Here is a 22364-nt window from a genome sequence, read left to right on the forward strand (position 1 = left end):
ACTTACAATAACTTTAAATACCAAATAAACTGTTGCCAACTGTTACTTTTAACAACAATTCGAGATAGCTGTTATTTCCATTTAACAGCTTACAACAAAATTCTTTTAAACTAGCTTTTAGAATTCGCCTTTAAACCAGGCATGAATTCTTGACCAAAAATCACCCACACTTTCGCGTTTTTTACTTAAGCTATCTACTTCATTGGCGGCTTGCATACCATAATGCAAAAGACCAACAACCGTGGCATAGCTAGGGTCATTAACATATTCTTTTAGCCCTTGTACTGATAAAGGACAGGCAATACGAACGGGCATTTGAAAAATTTCTTCGGCAAACTCCAGTACACCTTCCATTTTTGCTGTGCCACCGGTTAAGACATAGCCGGCAGCAATTTGGTCGGCTAAACCTGATTCTCTAATTTCTTCTTGAATTAGCTCAAATAACTCTTGATACCTTGGCTCCACAACTTCGGATAAGGTATGCCGTGACATTGAACGCGCAGGACGACCACCAACACTTGGCACCTCAATACTTTCTTCCATGCTAACTAATTGCTTAAAAGCACAGGCATACTGCACTTTAATATCTTCCGCATGACTTAATGGCGTTCTAAATATTTTAGAAATATCACTGGTGACTTGATTACCTGCCACAGGTATTACTGCCGTATGTCGTAAGGTACCGCCGGTAAAAACTGAAATATCCATAGTGCCAGCGCCCATATCCACGACACACACACCTAACTCTTTCTCATCATCGGTTAACACCGCATAACTTGAAGCTAGCGCGGAAAAAATCAATTGGTCCGCGGTTAAATCGCAACGTTCCACACATTTAACTAAATTTTTCGCCATATCATTGGCACAAGTAATGATATGCACTTTGGCTTCCATGCGCACACCAGACATACCAATAGGGCTTTTAATGCCGTCTTGACAATCAATACTGTATTCTTGTGGTAGCACGTGTAACATGCGGCGCTCTGCTGAAATAGGAACTGAACGCGCAGTGTGAATAACATTGTCTACATCTTCTTGAATGACTTCATTGTCATTAATTGGCACCATGCCATTTTCATTTTGGCAACTGATATGTTTGCCCGAAATGCCTAAATAAATAGAGCTTATTTGACAGTCAGCCATCAACTCAGCTTCATTAATGGCGCGTTGGATTGCTTGAATAACAAGATTCAAGTCATTTACTCCGCCTTTATCCATACCACGAGCAGGCTGATTACCGACACCAATAATACTTAACTGGTTGTCTGGTGTGATCTCCCCGACGGCGACAGATATTTTGGAGGTGCCTATATCAAGGCCAACCACTAATTTTCTTTCTGCTGCTTTAGACATTTAACTTAAACTCTTAACTGATGGCGCTGATTGCGCTGATTATTATCATTATTTTTTAGCAATTTATTTTGGCTAATTTTATCCAGTTTTTTCCAACCAACAGCCAATCCAGTATCATACCGTAAATCGATGTAATCAACCGCCTGATTTTGCTGTTTTTCCGCAATTATTTTTGCTTTTAGTTGCGCTTTGATTAATGGGTAAACATCCATGAAACGTTGAATACGTTCAACCCGCTCTTCTCGACCTAAATTTAAGGTCACGCCATCATCCAAGGTTAACTGCCAAGAGAAGCGTTCACTCAACACTAACTCATCAATTGTTAGTGATATAAAAGCAAGTAGCTCATTGAAATCTCTGTAATTTTTAAGTGCTAACAATTCACTTCCCTCTGGGCCAAAAAAGCTAGGCAGGTAATGTTTAACCCGACCTATATCCGCCTGAAAAACCTGACCAAGTTGATTGATTAAAAAATTGCCATTCCATACTGCCACTGGGTTTTGATCAACCACATAAATCTTTACTTCATTTGGCCACTGCTTTCTTACTGCTACCGAGTAAACCCAAGGTAAGGTAAGCACATAACGTTGCACTTCGTTGACGTCAACTTGGAAAAAATTGCCCATATTCACCGGTGCAATAGCATTAATAATATCGCTACGTTGGCTATAGGGCATTTCCCCTGATATGACGATAGCGGTCACCGGCGAACTTTCTTGACCAACAAAATGCTTAACAAGCCACCAACTGATGGCTATCAAGCTAACTAACACTGCAATAAAAAACAACAAACCCAAGCCAAAAGACAGGGTATGCGCCTCGCCTTGCCGAGCGGTTTTTTCTATAATGTTCTGCCGTTTATTAGTCACAATAGCCGCCTTACTCCTTGACACTCAGCCGTAATATTTGTGTCACCAGCTCACTAAAATTCAAGCCAAATACCTTGGCGGCTTTGGGCACTAGTGATGTTTCCGTCATTCCTGGCACCGTATTCACTTCTAATATCTGCCATTCGCCCTTATTATTACGCATGATATCAACCCGTCCCCAGCCACGCGCGCCTGTGGCATTAAAGGCTTTAACAGACAAGGCTTTTAATTCATTTTCATCACGTTCACTTAAATCACATGGACAATGATATTGTGTACTTGTCGACTGATATTTTGCTTCATAATCATAAAATTCACGTGGTGTTTCCATATGAATCACCGGCAAGGCCTGATCACCTAAAATAGCAACGGTATATTCAGGGCCATCAATCCAGGCTTCAAGCAATACCTGCTGGTCAAAACCAAAAGCCTCAATCAAGGCATTATGCAGTTGCTCAACAGTTTGTGCCTGTGCCATGCCAATACTTGAGCCCTCATTGGCGGGTTTTACCATGACTCTACCCCCTAAATCAGCAAGAATATTTGCTAATGATAATTGGGCAAAGTCGGCTTTATTAACAACAGCAAAGGCTGCCGTTGGTAAGCCACAGGCTTTAAAAATCTGTTTACTACGTACCTTATCCATAGAAAGTGAAGAGCCTAAAACATTTGAGCCAGTATAGGGAATGCCCAAATACTCCAGCGCACCTTGCACACAACCATCTTCACCACCCCGACCATGCAGGGCAATAAAAACACGCTTTACTTTTTTACTCAATAAGTCAGTCAAGGGCACAAATTTGGTATCGATTAACACCACATCAAAACCTGCTTGCTCAAGACCTTTGGCAATGGCTTGCCCTGAATTAAGTGAAACTTCTCGCTCCGCTGAATTACCACCATAAAGCACAGCAATTTTTTCTTGCTTTAGCTGTGCCAATGAATCGGCTATTGAAGATTGCCAAGCACTAACCATTACTGAGCACCTTTAGCAGCTGAGTTAACATGCAACAAACTATGCTCGGCTAAATTCTTAGCAACAGCGCCGATACTGCCGGCGCCTTGGGTGATCACCATATCGTTATCTTGTAATTGCGTAACTAACAGCTCGGCTAATTTATCGACATCACTGACATAAATAGGCTCCACTTGACCGCGCTGTCTAATAGACCTTGCTAAACTTTTACTGTCTGCCGACGCAATTGGCTTTTCTCCCGCCGCATAAACATCGAGTAAAAACAGGCAGTCGACCTCTGAAAGGACTTCGACAAAGTCTTCATATAAATCGCGCGTACGAGAATATCTATGGGGTTGAAAAATCATCACTAAACGTCTACCTGGCCAACCTTGGCGTATAGCCAATATAGTGGCTTTTACTTCACTCGGATGATGGCCATAATCATCAACAAACAACATATTGCCTGCCTCTGTAGTAAAACTAGGCAGCTGCTCAAAACGTCGACCAATGCCGGCAAATTCAGCCAATGCTTGGCATATATCTTCATCACTTACACCTTCGTCTTTGGCCACGGCGACACTAGCCAAAGCATTTAGAACATTATGTTGACCCGGTAAGTTTACGCTCATAGCTAGCGGTGCTTGCCCTGCTACTTCTACGGTAAAATGACTAACGGCACCCTCTTGTTGGTAATTTACCGCTCTAACATCGGCATCTGCAGAAAAACCATAGGTGATCACTTGACGGCTAATTCGTGGTAATAATTCACGTACTACCGGATTATCTATACAAACAACCGCTAGACCATAAAATGGCAAGTTATGTAAAAACTCTATGTAAGTGTCTTTGAGCTTTTCAAAATCCCCGCCGTAAGTTTCCATATGGTCGGCATCGATATTAGTGATGACGGAAACCATAGGTTGTAAGTGTAAAAATGACGCATCACTTTCATCTGCTTCAGCAATCAAATAACGGCTACTACCTAAGCGGGCATTGGTACCGGCACTGTTGAGTAAACCACCGATAACAAACGTCGGGTCTAATTTACCTTGGGCAAAAATACTGGCAATTAAACTGGTTGTCGTTGTTTTACCATGGGTACCAGCAATCGCAATACCATGACGAAAGCGCATTAACTCAGCTAACATTTCTGCTCGTCTAACCACAGGAATACGTAATTTTTTTGCGGCGATAATTTCTGGGTTATCACTACTTATCGCGGTAGAAACGACAATAACACTCGCTTGGTTAATGTTATCGGCTTGATGACCGATAAAAATTTTTGCACCTAGGCTGGTGAGGCGTTGCACCACTTGATTCTCACCAATGTCAGAACCCGATATTTGATAACCTTCATTAAGCAAAACTTCGGCAATCCCGCCCATACCGGCGCCACCTATACCGACAAAATGGATACGTTTAACTCGACGCATTTCAGGCACGCGAGCTGAGTACAAGTTGCTACCTTTACTTGAATTAGTTGTTACGTGAGTACTTTTACTTGCACCAGTACTTGAGTTAGTTTGCTTTATCATATTTTCTCTTCGTTATTGCTGAGTGCTGCGCCATTTGTTTGGCTAAGCTGTTGGCACAATTTTGCTACTTTTATACTTGCGTCACTGTTTGCTGCGGAAAATGCAGCTTTAGCCATGGTTATCAAGGTTTCAGGTTGCTCAAATAGCTCGCTAATTAACGCGGTGATACTGCCTTCATTCAACTCTATTTGTGGCAGCAATTTTGCTGCCTCGCGTTTAACCAGATAAAGGGCATTTTTTGTTTGGTGATCATCGACCGCGTGCGGTAGCGGTATAAAAATAGCGGGTGTTGCCGCCATGGCTAATTCTGACACGGTTAATGCGCCCGCACGACAAATAACAATATCAGCCCACTGATAGGCTGTTGCCATATCCTTGATAAATTCAGTAACTTCTACCTTATCCGCTGCTAGACCTAGCTTTGCATAAGACACCATGACTTTTTCTTGTTTATTGGCACCCGTTTGGTGCCAAATTGAGAAGTTTTCATCCCCTCGCGCTAAACGAGCAAAACTGCTGGGCATCACTTCATTTAACACTTGCGCGCCAAGACTGCCACCAACCACTAATATATTTTTACTCGCTTTTTTCTGCTTAGTTTCATTAGCTGCTTGTTGCTTAGCTAACGCTGCTTGCTGGCCAATGGCAACACGCAAAGGATTACCAACCACCTCAGCAGCAACCCCAGGGGCAAAAGCATGAGGAAAAGCGCAGCATACTTTATTGGCAATGCGCGCTAATAATCGATTACTTAAGCCCGCGGCCGCATTTTGTTCATGGACAATTAAGGGTATTTTACTTAACCATGCTGCTAAGCCACCAGGGGCACTCGCATAACCGCCCATTCCTAGCACCACATCGGGTTTAACTGCTTTAAGCACTCGTCGAACTTGGCACAGTGATTGCAGTAACTTAAAGGGTATGACTAACATTGCTAACAAGCCTTTACCTCGTAAGCCACTAATGTTAATGAAAGAAATATCATAACCATGTTCAGGAACGATATTAGCTTCCATTCGGTCAGCGGTGCCCAACCAATGAATATGCCAACCTTGCGCCTGAAGTTCATCCGCGACAGCAAGACCTGGGAATATATGACCGCCTGTGCCACCCGCCATCACCAGTAAAGTTTTTGTTTTACCCTTGTCTTCTTGGCCATTATTAATCACCATTAGCTAACACCACTTTTTTTTCGTTGGGCTTAGTAACTTTCTTAGCACTTCTTTTTGAGCTGGTTGCTTGCATACTTTGCAAGCGAATTTCGTGGTCGATACGTATTAAAATCACTAACGCTAGGGTCATCACTATCATCGAGCTACCACCATAACTAATCAGTGGCATGGTTAAGCCCTTAGTGGGTACAATACCAGCACTTGCACCAATATTTACCGCGGCCTGAAAGCACATCCAAATACCTATCGAGTACGCTAAAAAACCTTCAAAATACTTTTCTTTTGCCAGTGCACAACGCCCTAGAATAAGCGCTTTGTAAACCAAGGTCATACTCAGCAGCAGTACCACACTGATACCAACAAAGCCAAATTCTTCGGCTAAAACCGCCATAACAAAGTCAGTATGTGCTTCTGGCAAATACTCTAATTTTTGAATGCTATTACCTAAACCCTGTCCTAAAACCTCACCTCGACCGTAAGCCATTAATGATTGTGTTAACTGGTAACCACTACCAAACGGGTCTTGCCATGGGTCTAAAAAGCTGGTTACTCGTCGCCATCGGTAGGGTTCAAAGTAAGCAAGCATACCTAACAATGTGGCGCCAACCGTAGCCATAGCGATAAATTGCCATAACTTAGCACCCGCTAAAAACAACAGACCGAAAGTGGTGACGAACATGACAATAACTGTGCCTAAATCCGGTTGTAATAATAATAAGGCGGCCATAACAGCAAAAACAATTAACGGCTTAATAAAGCCTTTTAAGTTTTCCATTACTTGCTCACGGCGACGTACTAGATAGGCGGACAAATAACAAAAGAAGAATAGTTTCGCTGGCTCTGCTGCTTGTACCGTAATAGGACCTAGTACGATCCATCGGGTAGAGCCGTTTACTGTCCGACCAATAAGCAATACTGTCACTAACAGTACAATGGCAAAACCTAATAAGTAACTGCTGTTTTTATGCCACCAAGACATAGGAATTTGTAAAGCTACCCCAGCCATGGCAAGACTTAAACCAATATAAATACCGTGACGTATAACAAAATGAAATGGATTATTAAATAGACGTTCCGCTACCGGTATTGAGGAAGAGGCCACCATGACTAGGCCAACCATATACATGATCAGTCCCAAGACAATAAAGCTGCGATCAAACGTGCGGCTACCATATTCATCTGCATCGGTCATCCGGCGGTTAATCCATGCAGGTAATGACGGCACTGGTACTTTCGACATGGCCTTGCTTATTGTCTGAGTGGTTGCTAATGACATTGTTTTTGCTAAGGTCATGGTTTTTTCTAACGACATGAGACCTCCTGCGCATGTACTGCCGCAATAAATTGCTCACCTCGGTCCAGGTAATTTTTGAACATATCTATACTGGCACAAGCGGGTGAAAGTAGTACCATATCACCTGGTTTCGCTAGTTTTTTAGCTTGTTGTACCGCAGCCAACAGGGTCTCAACAACAATGGCATCACTGACTAAGTCCGCAATTTTATCGCCATCTTTGCCTAAAGTGATCAACTGACTGACTTCAGCCTTGAAGATAGTTTTAAGGGTGGAGAAATCAGCGCCTTTGCCGTCACCGCCAGCAATAAGTATTAATTTATTGTTATCAGCCAGCGTCGGCGCCAGGCCAGTGATCGCGGCTAGGGTAGCCCCTACATTGGTGGCTTTCGAATCATTAATCCATTGAATACCATCGTCACTGACAACACGTTGACAACGATGAGCTAAGCCGATAAATCCCGACAGTTGTTTAACCATGGCAGATAAAGACCAACCAGCGCTATAACCAAGCGCCAAAGCCGCCATATAATTTAAGGCATTATGCCTACCGGCTAGGGGTAATAGCTGGCTCGAAATTAATGCTTGCTCACCAAACATCAACATCTGCTGGTGATCAATTACAGCCAGACCAAACTGGCCTTGCTCTGGCTTACTTAAACCAAATGAAATGATTTTTTGTCCGGCCACTAAAGTGTTAGTCGCTTGATCGTCCCTATTAACCACGGCAATTTTAGCTTGTCGGTATATACCTTGTTTAATGGCCTGATAATTAGCTAAGGTTTTATGGCGATCTAAATGATCGTCCGTCAAATTTAGCACACTAGCGGCAATGGCTTGCATGCTAGTGAGTGTTTCTAGTTGAAAGCTGGACAGTTCGACAATGACAATATCTGGCTGATTAGTAGACCAGCTGTCGCTGGCTTGCTCAGGTTGCAGTAAATCGAGTATTGGTTCACCTATGTTACCCGCCAATGCCGCATTAATGCTAAGGCTTTGCGCTAGGTAAGCCAGCAGTGACACTACGGTAGACTTGCCATTAGAGCCCGTTACAGCCAATATTTTCATGGGGGTAGTGCGGCTATTATTGACTAGACAAAATAATTCAATATCACCCATAACGTGGCAATGTGATGAAATAAGTGCCGTAATACCCTCGCCAGCTAAATCAATACCAGGGCTAGTGATAATGATATCGGCATGGGCAATTAGGCTTTGCTGCCATTGTCCGAAAATAAATTTAGCCTGGGGAAAATCCTGCTGGTATTGAGCTTGTTGCTCAGCATTAGCAAAAGGCATAATGCGTGAATCATTAACAGCAAATGACAAACCTTGCCCATGCAAAAAGCGTAGGCATGACAAACCCGTCATTCCAGCACCAAGCACAACAATATTTTTATCTTTAAACGCTGTTAACCAAGTCATAATTTATGTTGATTTACCTTATTATACTTATCGCTATTTATTTAATGCTATTTGCTTAATCTAGTGTTATCGCAACTTAAGTGTCGCTAAACCTATCAGTACTAATACCAATGAAATAATCCAAAAACGTACAATGACTCGCGGCTCAGGCCAGCCTTTTAATTCATAGTGGTGATGAATGGGCGCCATACGGAAAATACGTTGACCACGCAATTTATATGAACCAACTTGTAAAATAACCGAGATGGTCTCCATAACAAAAACACCACCCATAATAAATAACACCAACTCTTGGCGCACCAGCACGGCAATAACACCAAGTCCAGCACCTAAAGCAAGTGAGCCAACATCGCCCATAAAGAGTTGCGCTGGGTAGGTGTTAAACCACAAAAAGCCTAATCCCGCGCCAACAATAGCGGTACAAACCACCACCAGCTCACTAGTTAAAGCAATATGGGGAAGATTAAGGTAGCTGGCAAAGTTAACATTACCCGTGACATAGGCAAACAAAGCAAAAGCGCCGGCAACCATAATAGTTGGCACTATGGCTAAACCATCAAGACCATCAGTTAAATTAACGGCATTTGAAGTACCAACAATAACAAAATAGGTCATTACCACATAAAAAATACCTAGCTGAGGTAATAGCTCTTTCATAAAGGGTATTAACAATGCAGTTTCATTTGGGCCCTGAGCAATATAATATAAAAACAGTGCTGTGCTTAAACCGATAACGCTTTGCCAAAAATATTTCCAGCGAGCAATCAGGCCATTAGCATCTTTACGAATGACTTTTCGGTAATCATCAACAAAACCAATGGCGCCAAAACTCACCACGACAAATAGCACCACCCAGACATAAATATTGCTTAAATCGGCCCACAGTAAAACACTGATCACAATGGAGGCGAGTATTAATAAACCGCCCATCGTTGGTGTACCAGATTTAGATAAATGACTTGCTGGGCCATCCTCTCTTATCGTTTGACCAATTTGCATCTTTTGCAAATAACGAATAAGTTTTGGGCCAAAATATAAGGATATAAACAGCGAGGTTAGCGTGCTGATAATGGCGCGAAAGGTTAAATAAGAAAAAACATTAAACCCGGAATAATATGGAGTCAAAAACTCACCTAACCACAATAACATTAAGCTTTACCTTCTTTACATTGATTTTTACTAGCATTCATATTTTCACTAGCGTTATTTTCTTTACTAACATTCATTGCTTGATTAGGACTTTCTTGACTATTCATTTGTTCAAACCAGTGAGTGATTTCTGTTACTACATGCTCCATATGAGCACTACGGGAGCCTTTAACTAAAATGGCAATATCTTGCTGACCAGCCGATAATTGCTGATTTAGCATGGTAAGCAAATGAGCCATCAACTCAGCTCTCTGGCTAAAATGTTGACTTTGTTCACTTTGATCATTGTCCTTGGCAAAGGCATCACTTGCACTTTGACTTAGCACACCTAAGGACAATAAAGTATTTAACTGTAAACTTTTAGCAAACTCGCCCAGCTCTTGGTGATAACTACGCGCGTCAGTACCCAGCTCAGCCATATCACCTAAGATAAGTATTTTTTTACCTGGGTAACTTGATAATAACTGAGCGGCAGCTTTAGCCGACTCTAGATTAGCGTTATAGCTATCATCAATGAGTTTGATGTGACAAGCGGTTTTTTTATCATGCAATTGATATAAATTTAGTCGCCCTTTAACTGGCTGCATTTTCGCTAAACCTAAACAGATATCGTCAAGGCTGGCGCCAAATTCTAAGGCAATACAAGCCGCAGCAACCGCATTACAAACATTATGTTTACCCGGTACGGTTAAGTGAATGTCACAACTGCCCTGCGTTGTTTTTAACGTAAAAGTAGCGTAGCCATTTTCATCTAAGTTGACATTTTCGCTATAACAATGGGCCTTACCTTCAGGTGAAGAATTAATACATGAAAAAGTACGTACTGCTTTACCTTCTAAGCGCCATTGCCATTTATCGCTGTATTGGCTGTCTTGGTTATATAAGGCAACGCCATGTTCACCAAGACCTGAGAATATTTCACCTTTAGCACGAGCAACACCACATAAGTCGCCAAAACCTTCTAAGTGCGCGGCAGCAATATTATTAATCACGGCAACATCAGGTTGGGTTAACGCTGTGGTATAGGCAATTTCACCGAGATGATTAGCACCCATTTCAATAACCGCAAAATCGTGGCTGCTATCCAAACGCAGTAAAGTTAACGGCACGCCAATATCGTTATTAAAGTTACCTTGAGTTGCCAGCACTTTTCCTAGACGCGACAATATAGCGGCGACCATTTCTTTGACCGTGGTTTTACCACTACTACCCGTGATAGCAACAGTTTTAGGCGCAAGCTCTTTTTTAACATAAGCGGCAATTTTACCTAAAGCAATCCGGGTATCACTAACCACCAATTGTGCGGTATCAATCACCTCGCTCAAGTGATGATCGACAATAAGTAACTGACAACCTTGTTCGATCACTTGTTGTGCAAAGCGATGACCATCAAAATTAGGGCCTTTAAGGGCAAGAAAAGCGGAGATCTTGGTTGAGTTTTTATCGATTGCGCGGCTATCGGTCACTAAATCATCAATAACCAAATCATCGATACTGAGTGAGGTATTATTTGCTGCTACAATGAGTTGGCCAGCAGTAATCTCTGCTAACGTTGGCAATGAAATAACAATCATATCTTTGCCTTATTAGGCAATGTGGCCAAGCTAGCGTGCTGTTGATAAAAATTTGCTACCACTAAACGCTCGTTATAGGCTAATTTTTCCGTGCCTATGATGACGCCATGTTCATCATATTTGGCGACAATGACATAATCTTCATGACCTTTACCTGCCAATAAGACCATATCGCCAGCTTGGGCTGTTTTCAGTGTAGTCAATACGGCTTGCTCTCTTGCTAAAATAATGGTTATTGTATCGGCATCCGGATGGGTAAAACCGGCGATAATATCGTTGGCTATCAACTGAGCATCTTCACTGCGCGGGTTATCATTAGTAACAACAACACAGTCGGCATATTTTTCTGCGGCTTGTGCCATCAAGGGTCTCTTACCTTTATCTCTATCGCCGCCACAGCCAAACACCACATAAAGTTTTCCTGAGCAATGTTGACGACAGGCTTGTAGTGCTTTTTCTAACGCATCGGGTGTATGGGCATAATCGACCACGGCGGTCGCTAAGTTATTAGCACTCGTGACTTCCATTCGACCAGCAATAGCACTGACCTGTCTAACTAAATCAGGGAGTTCGCTTAATGGCGTACCTTGAATAAGTAAGACGCAGATTGCCGCCAGTAGATTATCAATATTAAAATCGCCCAATAATGGACTGCTAATAACAACACGGCCTAAATGACTTGTGAGGGTAAAAGAGACGCCATGACTATGATGTTTAATATGCTTAGCGGTGACAAAATGCTGATTACATTCTATGTTATCAGCACGACCATAAAGCCAAAGCACTTGTTGCTCTGGCCAATTTTTCAGCCAGTTCTTTGCTTGTTCATCATCAAAATTCACCACGGCAACTTGACGATTATCACCGGTAAAAATCTGTTTTTTAGCTGCACCATAACTAGCCATAGAGTCATGATAATCAAGATGGTCACGACTCAAGTTGGTAAACACAGCAATATCAAACAAATCGGCTTGTACACGTTGTTGTGATAAAGCATGGGAAGAGACTTCCATGGCGACATGACTAAACTTGCCATGGACAGAGTGCTCATCAATAAAACGGTTGAATAATTGATGTAATTGACAAGCGCCAGGGGTAGTATTTTCTATCGGTGCTAGTTTATCAATACTACCCGCACCATTAGTACCAATAACAGCGCAAGGTTTATTGGCGTGAGTAAACAGCTGAGCTAATAACTGACTGGTGGTCGTTTTACCGTTGGTGCCGGTAATGCCCACTATGGTCATATGCTTTTGTGGCGCTTGATAATAATGTTTAGTTAAGGTAAATAAATGCTGGTTAAGTTGATAAAAATTAACGATAACGACACCGTTGCCGTTTGAGGCAATAACGAGTTCACCGTGTTCAGCTGCACTGTCACACTCACGAATAACTAACTTAACGCCTTGCTTAAGCGCTTGCTCAATATATTGGCGACCATCTTGCTGGTGGCCAATAATGGCGCAGAAAATATCACCGGTAACAAGCAATCGACTATCGTTATGCAGGTCGCCGACAAAACCATCTAAAGCAAGAGTATTTGTTAGAGTAATGCCAAATTGCGCTAAAGATGCGATGATATTTTGTGTGGCAGGTTTAGGCATGATGCTCTCCTGCCGTTATTGCTTTCTCAGCGCCTGTGGTCTCAGTTGACTGATTAACCGCATGTATATTTTGCGCATCAGGGGCAATATTTAACACCCGTAGCGCACCTTTCATTACCCGAGAGAATACTGGCGCGGCTATATCGCCGCCATGATATAAATCACCACCCGGTTCATTAATGACCACCACCACCACTATTTCAGGGTTTGATATTGGCGCCATACCGGCAAAAAAAGCAACATATTCGTTACCATAACCACCTGCAACCGCTTTGATTGAGGTACCGGTTTTGCCACCAACACGATAGCCATCCACTTTTGCTTTTGGTACATGTGCATCAACCACAGCTTCGAGCATATGGGTAATAGCAATACTGTTCTCTTCGGAAAAAATTCTTTCTTGGTCTTCAGGCGCTATATTTTGCTCATCAATTTTAATAATCGACAATTTACGTTTAATGCCGCCATTGGCAAGGGCCATATAAAACCGTGTTAATTGTGCTGGGGTAATGGCTAAACCCGCGCCCCAAGAAAGTGTTGCTAACTCGAACTTAGACCAACGGCTTCTATCATGCATCATACCGGCACTCTCACCCACTAAGTTAGTACCGGTATCTTCGGCAAAACCAGCATCGAAAAACTTAGTTAACAAATAATCTTTGGGTACTGATAGTGCCAACTTAGTTGTGCCTACATTGGAGGAATATACCAAAATATCTTCAATAGAAAGTTTACCTCGGTTAACGGGATCACTAACTCGCCTGCCACCTAAACGTATCCATCCTGGACTGGTATTAATAATAGTATTAACATTTACCGAGCCAAACTCCAATGCGGCCAATATGGTTAACGGTTTCATCGTTGAACCTGGCTCATAGACATCGGTAATCGCCCGATTCCTAAACCGGTGAATAGCGGTATTACGCCGGTTATTTGGATTATATGATGGGCTATTGGCCATCGCCAATATTTCGCCGGTATGAACATTAGCGACCACGATAGAGCCCGAGGCCGCTTTAAACGCTTGTACCGCACCTTTTAATTCTTTATAAGCTATGGTTTGAATACGTTGGTCAATACTTAAGGTAATATTTTTCGCTTGTTTTGCTTCTAACACAGAAATAATTTCAATTTTTCGGCCTTTAGCATCTTTTCTAAAACGCTTGGCGCCACCGGTACCGGTAAGTAAGTCATCATACATACGTTCTATGCCTTCAATGCCTTTATCATCAACATCAGTAAAGCCAATGAGATGAGCGCTAATTTCCCCTGTTGGATAAAAGCGCTTCGACTCTTTACGTAAATGAATACCCGGAATTTTTAATTCTTTGATGTAATTTGCCACGGCGGGGGAAATTTTTCGTGCTAAATAAATAAAACGTTTGCGAGGCCTTTTTAGCACACGATCGGTAAGTTTATTGATATCTTGATCAAGCACATCAGCTAAGGCTTGCCAATGTTTAGTCATGGCTAAGGCATTATTATCCATGATTACTTTAGGATCTGCCCAGACTGTTTCCACGGGTACACTAATTGCCAACTCGGTACCATTTCGATCAACAATCAAACCGCGTTGTACCGTGTTAGCGGTAACACGTAATGAACGCAAGTCACCTTGCTTTTTTAGCATATCCGGTTCAATTATTTGAATATAGGCTGTGCGAGCCATCAAACTAAGATAAATCAGCGCAACAACAGCCAGCACTAAATAGTAACGCCAAGCAGCGGTATTTAATGGCTTATTGTTTTTGGCTGATTTTTTATTCACACCGTTCTCATTTATATTATTGTTTTACTACTGTCTGGCAAAGGCATATTGACTTTGAACAAGTTGTTTCTCATAAGTTCTCGCTATTAGCCTTGCCCTACTGCAAGCTAACAATCACTTCCGAGTCCCTATCGGGGCGTTTCATACCTAATAATTTTTTAGCTTTACTCTCTATCGCGCTGTGTTCTGCTAAACTACTTTGCTCTATTAATAAATTACGCCACTCAATATCCAATTCATATTTGAGTGTTAACAACACTTCAAGGTCACTGGTAGTTTGTCGATTGATATGACTGTAATAAATCACCGCAAATGCTGACATCACCACAAATATCAACAAAATATAAGTAACGCTAAAGCGGACAATATCTTGCCAAATATCAAAGACTAAGGCACGAGCTGCCATAACTAATCAATATTTCTAGCTAAACGCTCAGCAACACGCAATACCGAACTTCTCGAACGTACATTTTGCTCAACTTCCGCTTTACTGGGCTTTAATTTCCGCCCAATTAACAAGAATTTTTTACTCTTATTTAATTCAACTTCACTGATAGGCAGGCCTCGCGGCACTTTTCTACCTTGAGAGTGTTTTCTCATAAACTGTTTCACTAAACGGTCTTCTAGTGAATGAAAGCTAATAACAACAAGGCGCCCGCCTTCTGCTAACACATCAAGTGACGCGGCTAGGGCTTTTTCTATTTGCTCTAGTTCACTATTGATATACATGCGAATGGCCTGAAAGCTACGCGTTGCTGGGTGCTTCTTGATTTCTCGTTGTGGTGCTGTGGTTTTGATCAACTTGGCTAATTGGCTAGTTCGGGTTAACGGTGTCTCTTCTCGGCTATCAACAATCGCATTGGCAATTCGCCAAGCATGTTTTTCTTCACCAAAGGTTCTTAACACCCACGTAATATCCTCAACATCGGCAACCGCTAGCCATTCTGCTGCGGTTTGACCCTTGCTGGTATCCATACGCATATCAAGGGGACCATCTCTCATAAAGCTAAAACCCCGTTCAGCTTCATCTAACTGAGGGGAAGAAACACCTAGATCAAGTAAAATGCCATCAACCTTGCCCATTAAATTATGCTTTTCCGCAATTTCAGCTAAGGCGGCAAAACCTTGATGCTCAATTAAAAAACGTGAATCATCTTTGAATTTGTCAGCGGCAGCAATGGCCGAAGGGTCACGATCAATAGCAATTAAGCGACCATGACTAGATAACTTAGAAAGAATTAAGGATGAGTGACCGCCGCGACCAAAAGTACAGTCGATAAAGCAACCATCACCGGTAATAGCTAAGCCTTCAATGGCTTCATTGAGCAATACTGAGATATGAGTGGTGTCTAATTCCATGTTATTATTTTTATAACCCTTGTTAACGCATTTATTTTTATAAAGTAATTTCAATAAAGACTAAAGTGATAAGTCGAGCAAACGTTCAGTCAATTCAATTTCACCTGTTTGTATTTTACTAATACCCTGTTGCATTAGTGTTTGCCATGCGCTGTCATGCCAAATTTCAAATTTATTCAATTGGCCGACAAGCATGATATTTTTATCTAAATTGGCATGTTGTCTTAATGGCCCATTGATAAGTAAACGACCATTTTTATCCATTTCACAATCACTGGCATTACCCAAAATTATTTGTTTGAATAACCGTTCTTGTCGGTTGGTGCTAGACAAGCTAGCCAAAGATAATTCTATTTCTTCCCACTCAGCTAAGGGATAAAGTAATAAACAAGCTTGCTGAATATCAACAGTACAGACCATTTTCCCTTGGCAATCAGCAAATAGCTCATCACGATACTTGGTCGGTATCGTGATCCTATTTTTGCTATCAAGCGTAATTGCGCTGCTGCCTCTAAACATATCTGTTGTTGCTTCGCCGTTTTCGGTTAATTAATAAACAAGTGAGTAAGGGTGAGACTTCAAGTTCCACATTTCCCCACTTTTTTCCACAATGATACAGTTTAGTGAAAAAAGTAAGGAGCTGTCAAGTAAGGAAAATGAAAAATACTGACAAGATACTGGCTATAACATCAGTAAAATTAAGGCTTACGGGGAAGTGAATGAATTTGTGTACTTTTGTGCTATACGATGTAAAAAAAACAGTAAAAAAAGCAGTAAAAAACATTTTTTTATCACTTTATGGTGAAATATCACCAGTAATTGTCAGAAAAGTGCTCGCTGAGGGTTTGTTTTTCCCAGAAAAGAATATTATCAATATAGCTATAAACGCAATAAAGCAGTAATTGCCAAAAAATCATCAGCAAAAAACTATCATATTATCAACCATGATAGTTTTTTGCTTTAGCAAGGATTGCCATTGTGCATGCACAATGGCACTGCACATAAAGATAAAAATTGCTTGTTGACTAACTTTGCTTATGCCGAGTTGCAGTGAGTTACTTTATTAGGCTAAAAAAGCTCATCATCGATAGCAAATAAAGTATGACAACCTGACTTGATGGTCGCCAGTAACGATAATCGGCGCGGTAATAAACGGGCAAAATAATATCGTGCGGTATGCAACTTACTCTGATAAAAATTAACGCCGTACTCACTTTGCTCATCATTAGCATTTTCCAACTGAGCAAGGTGTTGTAATGATACTTGCGCCATCTTAGCCCAAATAAAGGCCATGGCAGTATAGCCAAAGACATGTAAGTAATCATTGGCTGCGGCGCCAATTTCATTTAAATCATCAGCAGATTTAGTTAATAGTAATGCCGATATATCTTGTAAATCAGCCAAGGCACTTGCTAAGGGGTCAACAAACTCAGTCATGGCTTGGTTACCTTGCTGAGACTCAATGTAGTCACTGACTTCTTTACTAAACACGTTAATCAAGTCGCCTTTACTGCCAATGACTTTACGCATCAACAAATCCATGGCCTGAATACCATTGGTGCCTTCATAAATTTGTGCAATACGGGCATCACGCACTAATTTCTCTTGTCCCCACTCACGAATATAACCATGCCCTCCCAACACTTGTTGGCCGGCAACCGCAGATTCAAAACCTAAGTCAGTGAAAAAAGCTTTTGCCAAAGGTGTCATTAAGCTCGATAACTGTTCACCTTTTTTCTGCAGCTCTCCGCTGGCAAACGTTGCGTAATCAAGTTGCATGGCAATATAGCAACTTAATGCCCGCGAGCCTTCATTAAAGGCTTTCATAGAGAGCAACATACGGCGCACATCACCATGAACCATGATAGAGTCCGGCTGAGCTGATTTCTTTGACGATTTAGTTAGTGATTTACCTTGGCGTCTGTCTTTAGCATATTCAAGGGCATTTTGATAAGAGCGCTCACCCGCTGACAGGCCTTGTATACCAACACCGATACGTTCAAAGTTCATCATGGTAAACATACAAGCCAAGCCTTTATTTAACTCACCAATCAAGAACCCTTGCGCACCATCAAAATTCATTACACAAGTAGATGAGGCATGAATACCCATTTTTTCTTCAATAGAGCCACAACTAACCTTATTTCGCTCGGCTAAACATTCATTGTCATCGACATTGAATTTTGGTACCAGAAAGAGTGATATACCTTTAGGACCATCGGGTGCGTCAGGTAATTTAGCCAAAACTAGGTGAATGATATTTTCGGTGAGATCATGCTCACCACCGGTAATAAATATTTTACTACCGCTAATGTGATAACTACCGTCTGCTTGTGGCAACGCTTTGGTTTGGATAATGCCCAGATCTGAGCCCGCATGTGCTTCAGTTAAACACATTGACGCCGACCATTGGCCACTATAGAGTTTAGTTAGATAACGTTGCTTTAATGCTTCACTACCGTGTTTGGCTAATGACAAAGCAGCGCCAGCGGTAAGTATTGGGTATAAGGCAAACGATATATCCGTACTACAGAGCATCTCCTCCATAAAAGCACTGACAATTTTTGGCATACCCATGCCGCCATAATTAATATCACCGCCAAGGGCGCACCAACCACCTTTGGCGAAAGTATCAAAAGCCTCTTTATAGCCAGGTGCCGTTTTAACTTGGCCACCGACACCATCTTCATTAAGGGTAAAACTAACACCTATTTCATCACCTTGACGGGCAATAGGATCTATTTCTTGTTCAGCAATCTTTGCACATTCTTGTAATATTGCTATCGCCGTTTCTTTATCAACTTGGTCTTTGAGCTGGGATGATTGTTGCCACATTTTATCGGCATTAAACACTTGATATAACAAAAAATTCATATCAGTTAATGGCGCTTTATATTCAGCCATGTAAACCTCCTCTTTAGAAAATAGATTACCGTGTGGCAAACACACGATTAAAACACTCGTTTGAATACAATATAAATCATAGCAATGTAAAGCGCTACTTTATTTTAAAAACTACCAAGATTATGCTGTTATTTTCTTGGCAGAACCTTATCAGCCGCTTACTATTACCTTTAAAACTAAGTTAAGCTGTTATTTAGGGTTTATACTCAGCTAATCCTTAGCCAAATTGCTCAGCCTGAGTTAATTTAAAGTTTAGGCGATAAACAAATGAATGCCGATATTAACAAACGACAGTATTAACAAACGACAGTGTTAACAAACGACAGTGTTAACAACCGTAATAACATTTATGTTATCAGCAGTACTATCACCAGAGTAAAGAGTAAAAATAACGTGACTTTTAATTTATCCTACGCATTTTTTAACAAGTATCAGCGCCTACTAATCATTGCTGCTTTGCTGCCCTTACTTATGGTTAAGGGCCAAGCTCAGCAACTGAGCTTTAATAAAACTCAGGTAGAGCAAGGTTATCGTTTTCATTACCAATGGCTTGACCACAGTAAAATCAAACAAGAAATCAGTTTTACCTTAACATCAGCAGGGTTATTTGAGCGCTTTAGAAACTTTAAAAACTATCAAAATAGTTATGCGCAAAAAACAATTCTTCGCCGTATTAAGAAACATATGCAGAAAAACCCTATTGCAGGGGTGCAAATACATTATCGGCAACAGCAGAATAATTTTATTATTGAAGCCAGAGGCTTAGATAAAAATAACGTAAGCAAAGCCTATCAAGAATTAGCGCGAGTAGAGGCTAAAATAACCCGAGAGTACTTAAAGGAAACGTATTACCAAGCCTTTAGCAATCATGAACAACTCAGTGGCATTAAGGTAGACCATGTCAGTATGGCTAATGATTCGGTCGCAGATTTAAAGGCTTTAAAGCCGATAATTTTAGAGCAGGTCTCTATTGAAAATATTCGTAAAGCAACTAACTATGTCTTGGGTTTTGTGCAAAGTATTCCTTACGATACCTTAGAATCTAGACTCACCTCTTCAGGTGCAGGTTTTAACCCGCCATTACAGTTACTGTGGCAGAATCAAGGGGATTGTGACAGTAAGATGACGCTAACCGCAGCCTTACTTAGAGCGTTGATGCCTAGAATTGAAATGGTATTAATCTATATTGATGGTCATGCCTTTATTGGTATCAATATTCCCGCAAAAGCAGGGGAAGTCACTATTGAATATGAGCAGATAACTTACCTGTTAGCAGAGCCGACCGGTCCGGCATTATTACCTTTGGGGCAACTAGCGCCAGAGTCAGAGCTGGCAATTAATCAAGGACACTATATAGCCGAAAATTATCATGAAGTGATAGCTAAACAACCAGCAGTGCCCGTAAGTGAACAAGACAAATAAAGGGCCGGTCCGGTTAATTAAATATTGCTATTAGTCAATATCGGCCACATGAGCAAGAAAATTTAAACTAGGGGCAAAAAAGGCGCTACCCGTTTCAGCTTGGGTATATTTAAGTAAATGATCGACATTACCATGGCCATCGCCATGAATCATACTATGAAGCATAAGTTCAAAAGGCTTGGGTGACTGACAATAGGAAACAAAAAACAGCCCTTTACGCTTCATGTCACCATAAGGCATACTTTGCCTAACAATTTCAATACTATTGCCTTGTTCATCTTTAAGGCTAGTACGTTTGGTGTGGGCTGTTAGCGCCTTATCAGCACTATCATATTCAACGTTGTCGAGCTTAGTTCGACCATAAACATCTTCTTGCTCATGCTCAGCAAGCGAGTCCCACAGTGTTAAGTTATGCTGATAACGCTGGGTATGTAAATAGCTACCACCAGCAAAACGACTATCATCTTGCTCTTTCACCAGAGCCACTTCACGGCGGTGTAATCCTTGTGGGTTCTCAGTACCATCAACAAAACCGGTTAAGTCTCTGCCATCTAAAAATCTAAACGCTTGTACTTGCTCTATTAGCTCAACACTATCACCCAATAGCTGACAGACCTTAGTACTGACAATATGATTAACATCAGCGCGATCACTACGGATCTCTACGTAAAGATCATAACTATTGGTTGGTGCAACTCGATCACCACTATGCATTAAGGGAAAGGCGGTTAATAAAGCGGGACGTGCACGGGGATAAAATTCATCCCAATAAGCTTCACCTATGGCGATAACACCAATAAGATTTGCCTCAGAAAACTGCTCGGCATAATTTTCAAATAACTTAGGTAAACGTGAGATTGCCGCACGAATAAAGGCATTTTTATTATCTAGAACATTAAATAATAAATAATTTCCATGCAAGTTTGGTTCAGCGCAAATACCAAATTGTTCTCTAGCCATGTTCCGTTCCTGTTAACGTCTTTTATATTGCAAGCTTATAATGCCAGTATTGTACACAATAAAGTTTCTCTTACCATGCTGTCGATGGGAAAAGCTTAGTTCACCTTCCATAAACCTTTGTCATCAATACACATTAGTTCTTTGAGGGTTTCTTTTTCACTGGCAAAGTAATTATTAAAAGTGACCTTAACACATTGCCGTTTATTACGAATCGTCATTTTTCCTTTCATAATGGTACCGCGGTTACCGCTCTTCACATTTTGCCAAACCGACTTACTTTGCTTGCTATCATTAAGTAAAACAACAACTTTTTCTTGCATCAGGGCAACGTCTTGGGCGGTTAAATACTTAGCTGAGCGAGAGTTCACATCAACAATACCCGCGAGACCGGCAATCACCTCAAAAGGCAAAGTAATAACACCCTTGAAAAAACCTGACACTAAACCACTACTGGCTTCCTTGCCGATAGTTTTAGCGTCAACAATAGTATTTTCAATGCGGGACAAGTACTGGGGAATATAGTCTCTGGAGAGCTCAACTTCTGCCAGGTAGCGAGTGGAATGAGGTCGCCAACGGGCTACTTCCGCAGTGGTATTATTGGTGGTGTTAACAACATCATCAACACGTTTAAGTATGGCGGGCATAGAGGCTTGTAATTTTGCTACTTGTTGCTCGATACTCGCCAGTTGGCTTAGCAATGCTGGTAACTGTCTGGAATAATACTCACTTTCCACTATCACTTGCTGCACCACAGGCAGTGAGGCTGCCACTTGCGATAAAATTTCAGGGGTTTGCTGCGCGACCAACTCTCTGACTTTAGCCACTTCTACTCGAACTAAAGCAACTTCAGTGACTATGTCATCAATTTTTGGGCTGAGCAAATCAACTGTGTGCGTGGTTTTTTCAATGACACTGACAATAGCGGGTAGCTGTACAGTAAACTTGTATAGCGACCAGGCGAAAAAGGCAATGGCTACAGCCAACAAGGCTTGCGAATAAGAAAATTTCTTCGTCATAAT

At 41.5% G+C, this 22364-nt stretch carries 19 protein-coding genes; 2 read left to right on the forward strand and 17 right to left on the reverse strand.

The genetic code is table 11. The features are described from left to right. Window positions 1-117 precede the first annotated feature (117 nt). The 14 genes from ftsA to mraZ all read right to left on the reverse strand — a co-directional run bounded on the left by ftsA (window position 118) and on the right by mraZ (window position 16578). Window positions 118-1353, reverse strand: coding sequence for a cell division protein FtsA (gene ftsA / locus CMT41_RS15555; protein ID WP_057182491.1), 1236 nt, complete (start codon window positions 1351-1353; stop codon window positions 118-120). Window positions 1354-1358: 5 nt separating this feature from the next. Next, complete coding sequence (locus CMT41_RS15560) at window positions 1359-2222, reverse strand: cell division protein FtsQ/DivIB (RefSeq protein WP_058027780.1); 864 nt, start codon at window positions 2220-2222, stop codon at window positions 1359-1361. Window positions 2223-2232: 10 nt separating this feature from the next. Further along, on the reverse strand, window positions 2233-3198 hold the full coding sequence (locus CMT41_RS15565; protein ID WP_157466388.1) for a D-alanine--D-alanine ligase: 966 nt from the start codon (window positions 3196-3198) through the stop codon (window positions 2233-2235). After that, entirely contained in the window at window positions 3198-4613 is a 1416-nt protein-coding gene (gene murC, locus CMT41_RS15570; RefSeq protein WP_058028256.1) for a UDP-N-acetylmuramate--L-alanine ligase, read from the reverse strand. Before murC ends, CMT41_RS15565 begins: the two co-directional genes overlap by 1 nt. Before the next feature lie 98 nt (window positions 4614-4711). Further along, entirely contained in the window at window positions 4712-5887 is a 1176-nt protein-coding gene (gene murG, locus CMT41_RS15575) for an undecaprenyldiphospho-muramoylpentapeptide beta-N-acetylglucosaminyltransferase (RefSeq protein WP_058027781.1), read from the reverse strand. Further along, window positions 5877-7199 carry a cell division protein FtsW gene (gene ftsW, locus CMT41_RS15580; RefSeq protein ID WP_057182497.1) on the reverse strand — a complete coding sequence of 441 codons (1323 nt, stop codon included), beginning with the start codon at window positions 7197-7199 and terminating at the stop codon, window positions 5877-5879. Before ftsW ends, murG begins: the two co-directional genes overlap by 11 nt. Then, window positions 7190-8605, reverse strand: a complete 1416-nt coding sequence (gene murD, locus CMT41_RS15585; RefSeq protein WP_058027782.1) for a UDP-N-acetylmuramoyl-L-alanine--D-glutamate ligase — start codon at window positions 8603-8605, stop codon at window positions 7190-7192. The genes ftsW and murD overlap by 10 nt, the downstream gene beginning before the upstream one ends. Before the next feature lie 66 nt (window positions 8606-8671). Further along, a complete protein-coding gene (gene mraY, locus CMT41_RS15590) occupies window positions 8672-9754 on the reverse strand; it encodes a phospho-N-acetylmuramoyl-pentapeptide-transferase (RefSeq protein ID WP_057182501.1) in 1083 nt (360 codons plus the stop codon). Beyond that, window positions 9754-11328, reverse strand: a complete 1575-nt coding sequence (locus CMT41_RS15595) for a UDP-N-acetylmuramoyl-tripeptide--D-alanyl-D-alanine ligase (RefSeq protein ID WP_058027783.1) — start codon at window positions 11326-11328, stop codon at window positions 9754-9756. Before CMT41_RS15595 ends, mraY begins: the two co-directional genes overlap by 1 nt. Further along, window positions 11325-12932, reverse strand: a complete 1608-nt coding sequence (locus CMT41_RS15600) for a UDP-N-acetylmuramoyl-L-alanyl-D-glutamate--2,6-diaminopimelate ligase (protein WP_058027784.1) — start codon at window positions 12930-12932, stop codon at window positions 11325-11327. Before CMT41_RS15600 ends, CMT41_RS15595 begins: the two co-directional genes overlap by 4 nt. After that, a complete protein-coding gene (locus CMT41_RS15605; protein WP_058027785.1) occupies window positions 12925-14700 on the reverse strand; it encodes a penicillin-binding transpeptidase domain-containing protein in 1776 nt (591 codons plus the stop codon). Before CMT41_RS15605 ends, CMT41_RS15600 begins: the two co-directional genes overlap by 8 nt. Window positions 14701-14797: 97 nt before the next feature. Beyond that, window positions 14798-15106, reverse strand: coding sequence for a cell division protein FtsL (gene ftsL, locus CMT41_RS15610; protein WP_057182508.1), 309 nt, complete (start codon window positions 15104-15106; stop codon window positions 14798-14800). 2 nt (window positions 15107-15108) lie between these two features. Further along, window positions 15109-16059: a 16S rRNA (cytosine(1402)-N(4))-methyltransferase RsmH gene (gene rsmH / locus CMT41_RS15615; protein ID WP_057182509.1), complete on the reverse strand. Its 951-nt coding sequence runs from the start codon at window positions 16057-16059 to the stop codon at window positions 15109-15111. Between the two features lie 60 nt (window positions 16060-16119). Continuing rightward, window positions 16120-16578 carry a division/cell wall cluster transcriptional repressor MraZ gene (gene mraZ, locus CMT41_RS15620; RefSeq protein ID WP_057182510.1) on the reverse strand — a complete coding sequence of 153 codons (459 nt, stop codon included), beginning with the start codon at window positions 16576-16578 and terminating at the stop codon, window positions 16120-16122. A gap of 200 nt (window positions 16579-16778) precedes the next feature. Between mraZ and CMT41_RS15625 the strand changes: the two genes are divergently transcribed. Further along, a complete protein-coding gene (locus CMT41_RS15625; RefSeq protein ID WP_058027786.1) occupies window positions 16779-16961 on the forward strand; it encodes a hypothetical protein in 183 nt (60 codons plus the stop codon). A 166-nt stretch (window positions 16962-17127) separates the two neighbouring features. Here the strand turns inward: CMT41_RS15625 and CMT41_RS15630 are convergent, their stop codons facing one another. Beyond that, window positions 17128-18963: an acyl-CoA dehydrogenase gene (locus tag CMT41_RS15630; RefSeq protein ID WP_058027787.1), complete on the reverse strand. Its 1836-nt coding sequence runs from the start codon at window positions 18961-18963 to the stop codon at window positions 17128-17130. A gap of 393 nt (window positions 18964-19356) precedes the next feature. Here CMT41_RS15630 and CMT41_RS15635 point away from each other — a divergent pair, with 393 nt between their 5' ends. Beyond that, entirely contained in the window at window positions 19357-20385 is a 1029-nt protein-coding gene (locus CMT41_RS15635; protein ID WP_232299972.1) for a hypothetical protein, read from the forward strand. 30 nt (window positions 20386-20415) lie between these two features. Here the strand turns inward: CMT41_RS15635 and CMT41_RS15640 are convergent, their stop codons facing one another. After that, entirely contained in the window at window positions 20416-21345 is a 930-nt protein-coding gene (locus CMT41_RS15640; protein WP_058027788.1) for a Dyp-type peroxidase, read from the reverse strand. 95 nt (window positions 21346-21440) lie between these two features. Beyond that, window positions 21441-22361, reverse strand: coding sequence for a hypothetical protein (locus tag CMT41_RS15645; RefSeq protein ID WP_057182517.1), 921 nt, complete (start codon window positions 22359-22361; stop codon window positions 21441-21443). Window positions 22362-22364 lie beyond the last annotated feature (3 nt).

Source organism: Colwellia sp. MT41, from assembly GCF_001444365.1.
Lineage (GTDB): Bacteria > Pseudomonadota > Gammaproteobacteria > Enterobacterales > Alteromonadaceae > Colwellia > Colwellia marinimaniae.

What these genes read in the sequence shown, in the direction of transcription:
- ftsA (WP_057182491.1), bottom strand. Translation starts at nt 1,353, where the DNA reads ATGTCTAAAGCAGCAGAAAGAAAATTAGTGGTTGGCCTTGATATAGGC.
- CMT41_RS15565 (WP_157466388.1), bottom strand. Translation starts at nt 3,198, where the DNA reads ATGGTTAGTGCTTGGCAATCTTCAATAGCCGATTCATTGGCACAGCTA.
- murC (WP_058028256.1), bottom strand. Translation starts at nt 4,613, where the DNA reads ATGCGTCGAGTTAAACGTATCCATTTTGTCGGTATAGGTGGCGCCGGT.
- murG (WP_058027781.1), bottom strand. Translation starts at nt 5,887, where the DNA reads ATGGTGATTAATAATGGCCAAGAAGACAAGGGTAAAACAAAAACTTTA.
- ftsW (WP_057182497.1), bottom strand. Translation starts at nt 7,199, where the DNA reads ATGTCGTTAGAAAAAACCATGACCTTAGCAAAAACAATGTCATTAGCA.
- murD (WP_058027782.1), bottom strand. Translation starts at nt 8,605, where the DNA reads ATGACTTGGTTAACAGCGTTTAAAGATAAAAATATTGTTGTGCTTGGT.
- mraY (WP_057182501.1), bottom strand. Translation starts at nt 9,754, where the DNA reads ATGTTATTGTGGTTAGGTGAGTTTTTGACTCCATATTATTCCGGGTTT.
- CMT41_RS15595 (WP_058027783.1), bottom strand. Translation starts at nt 11,328, where the DNA reads ATGATTGTTATTTCATTGCCAACGTTAGCAGAGATTACTGCTGGCCAA.
- CMT41_RS15600 (WP_058027784.1), bottom strand. Translation starts at nt 12,932, where the DNA reads ATGCCTAAACCTGCCACACAAAATATCATCGCATCTTTAGCGCAATTT.
- ftsL (WP_057182508.1), bottom strand. Translation starts at nt 15,106, where the DNA reads ATGGCAGCTCGTGCCTTAGTCTTTGATATTTGGCAAGATATTGTCCGC.
- rsmH (WP_057182509.1), bottom strand. Translation starts at nt 16,059, where the DNA reads ATGGAATTAGACACCACTCATATCTCAGTATTGCTCAATGAAGCCATT.
- mraZ (WP_057182510.1), bottom strand. Translation starts at nt 16,578, where the DNA reads ATGTTTAGAGGCAGCAGCGCAATTACGCTTGATAGCAAAAATAGGATC.
- CMT41_RS15625 (WP_058027786.1), top strand. Translation starts at nt 16,779, where the DNA reads ATGAATTTGTGTACTTTTGTGCTATACGATGTAAAAAAAACAGTAAAA.
- CMT41_RS15630 (WP_058027787.1), bottom strand. Translation starts at nt 18,963, where the DNA reads ATGGCTGAATATAAAGCGCCATTAACTGATATGAATTTTTTGTTATAT.
- CMT41_RS15640 (WP_058027788.1), bottom strand. Translation starts at nt 21,345, where the DNA reads ATGGCTAGAGAACAATTTGGTATTTGCGCTGAACCAAACTTGCATGGA.
- CMT41_RS15645 (WP_057182517.1), bottom strand. Translation starts at nt 22,361, where the DNA reads ATGACGAAGAAATTTTCTTATTCGCAAGCCTTGTTGGCTGTAGCCATT.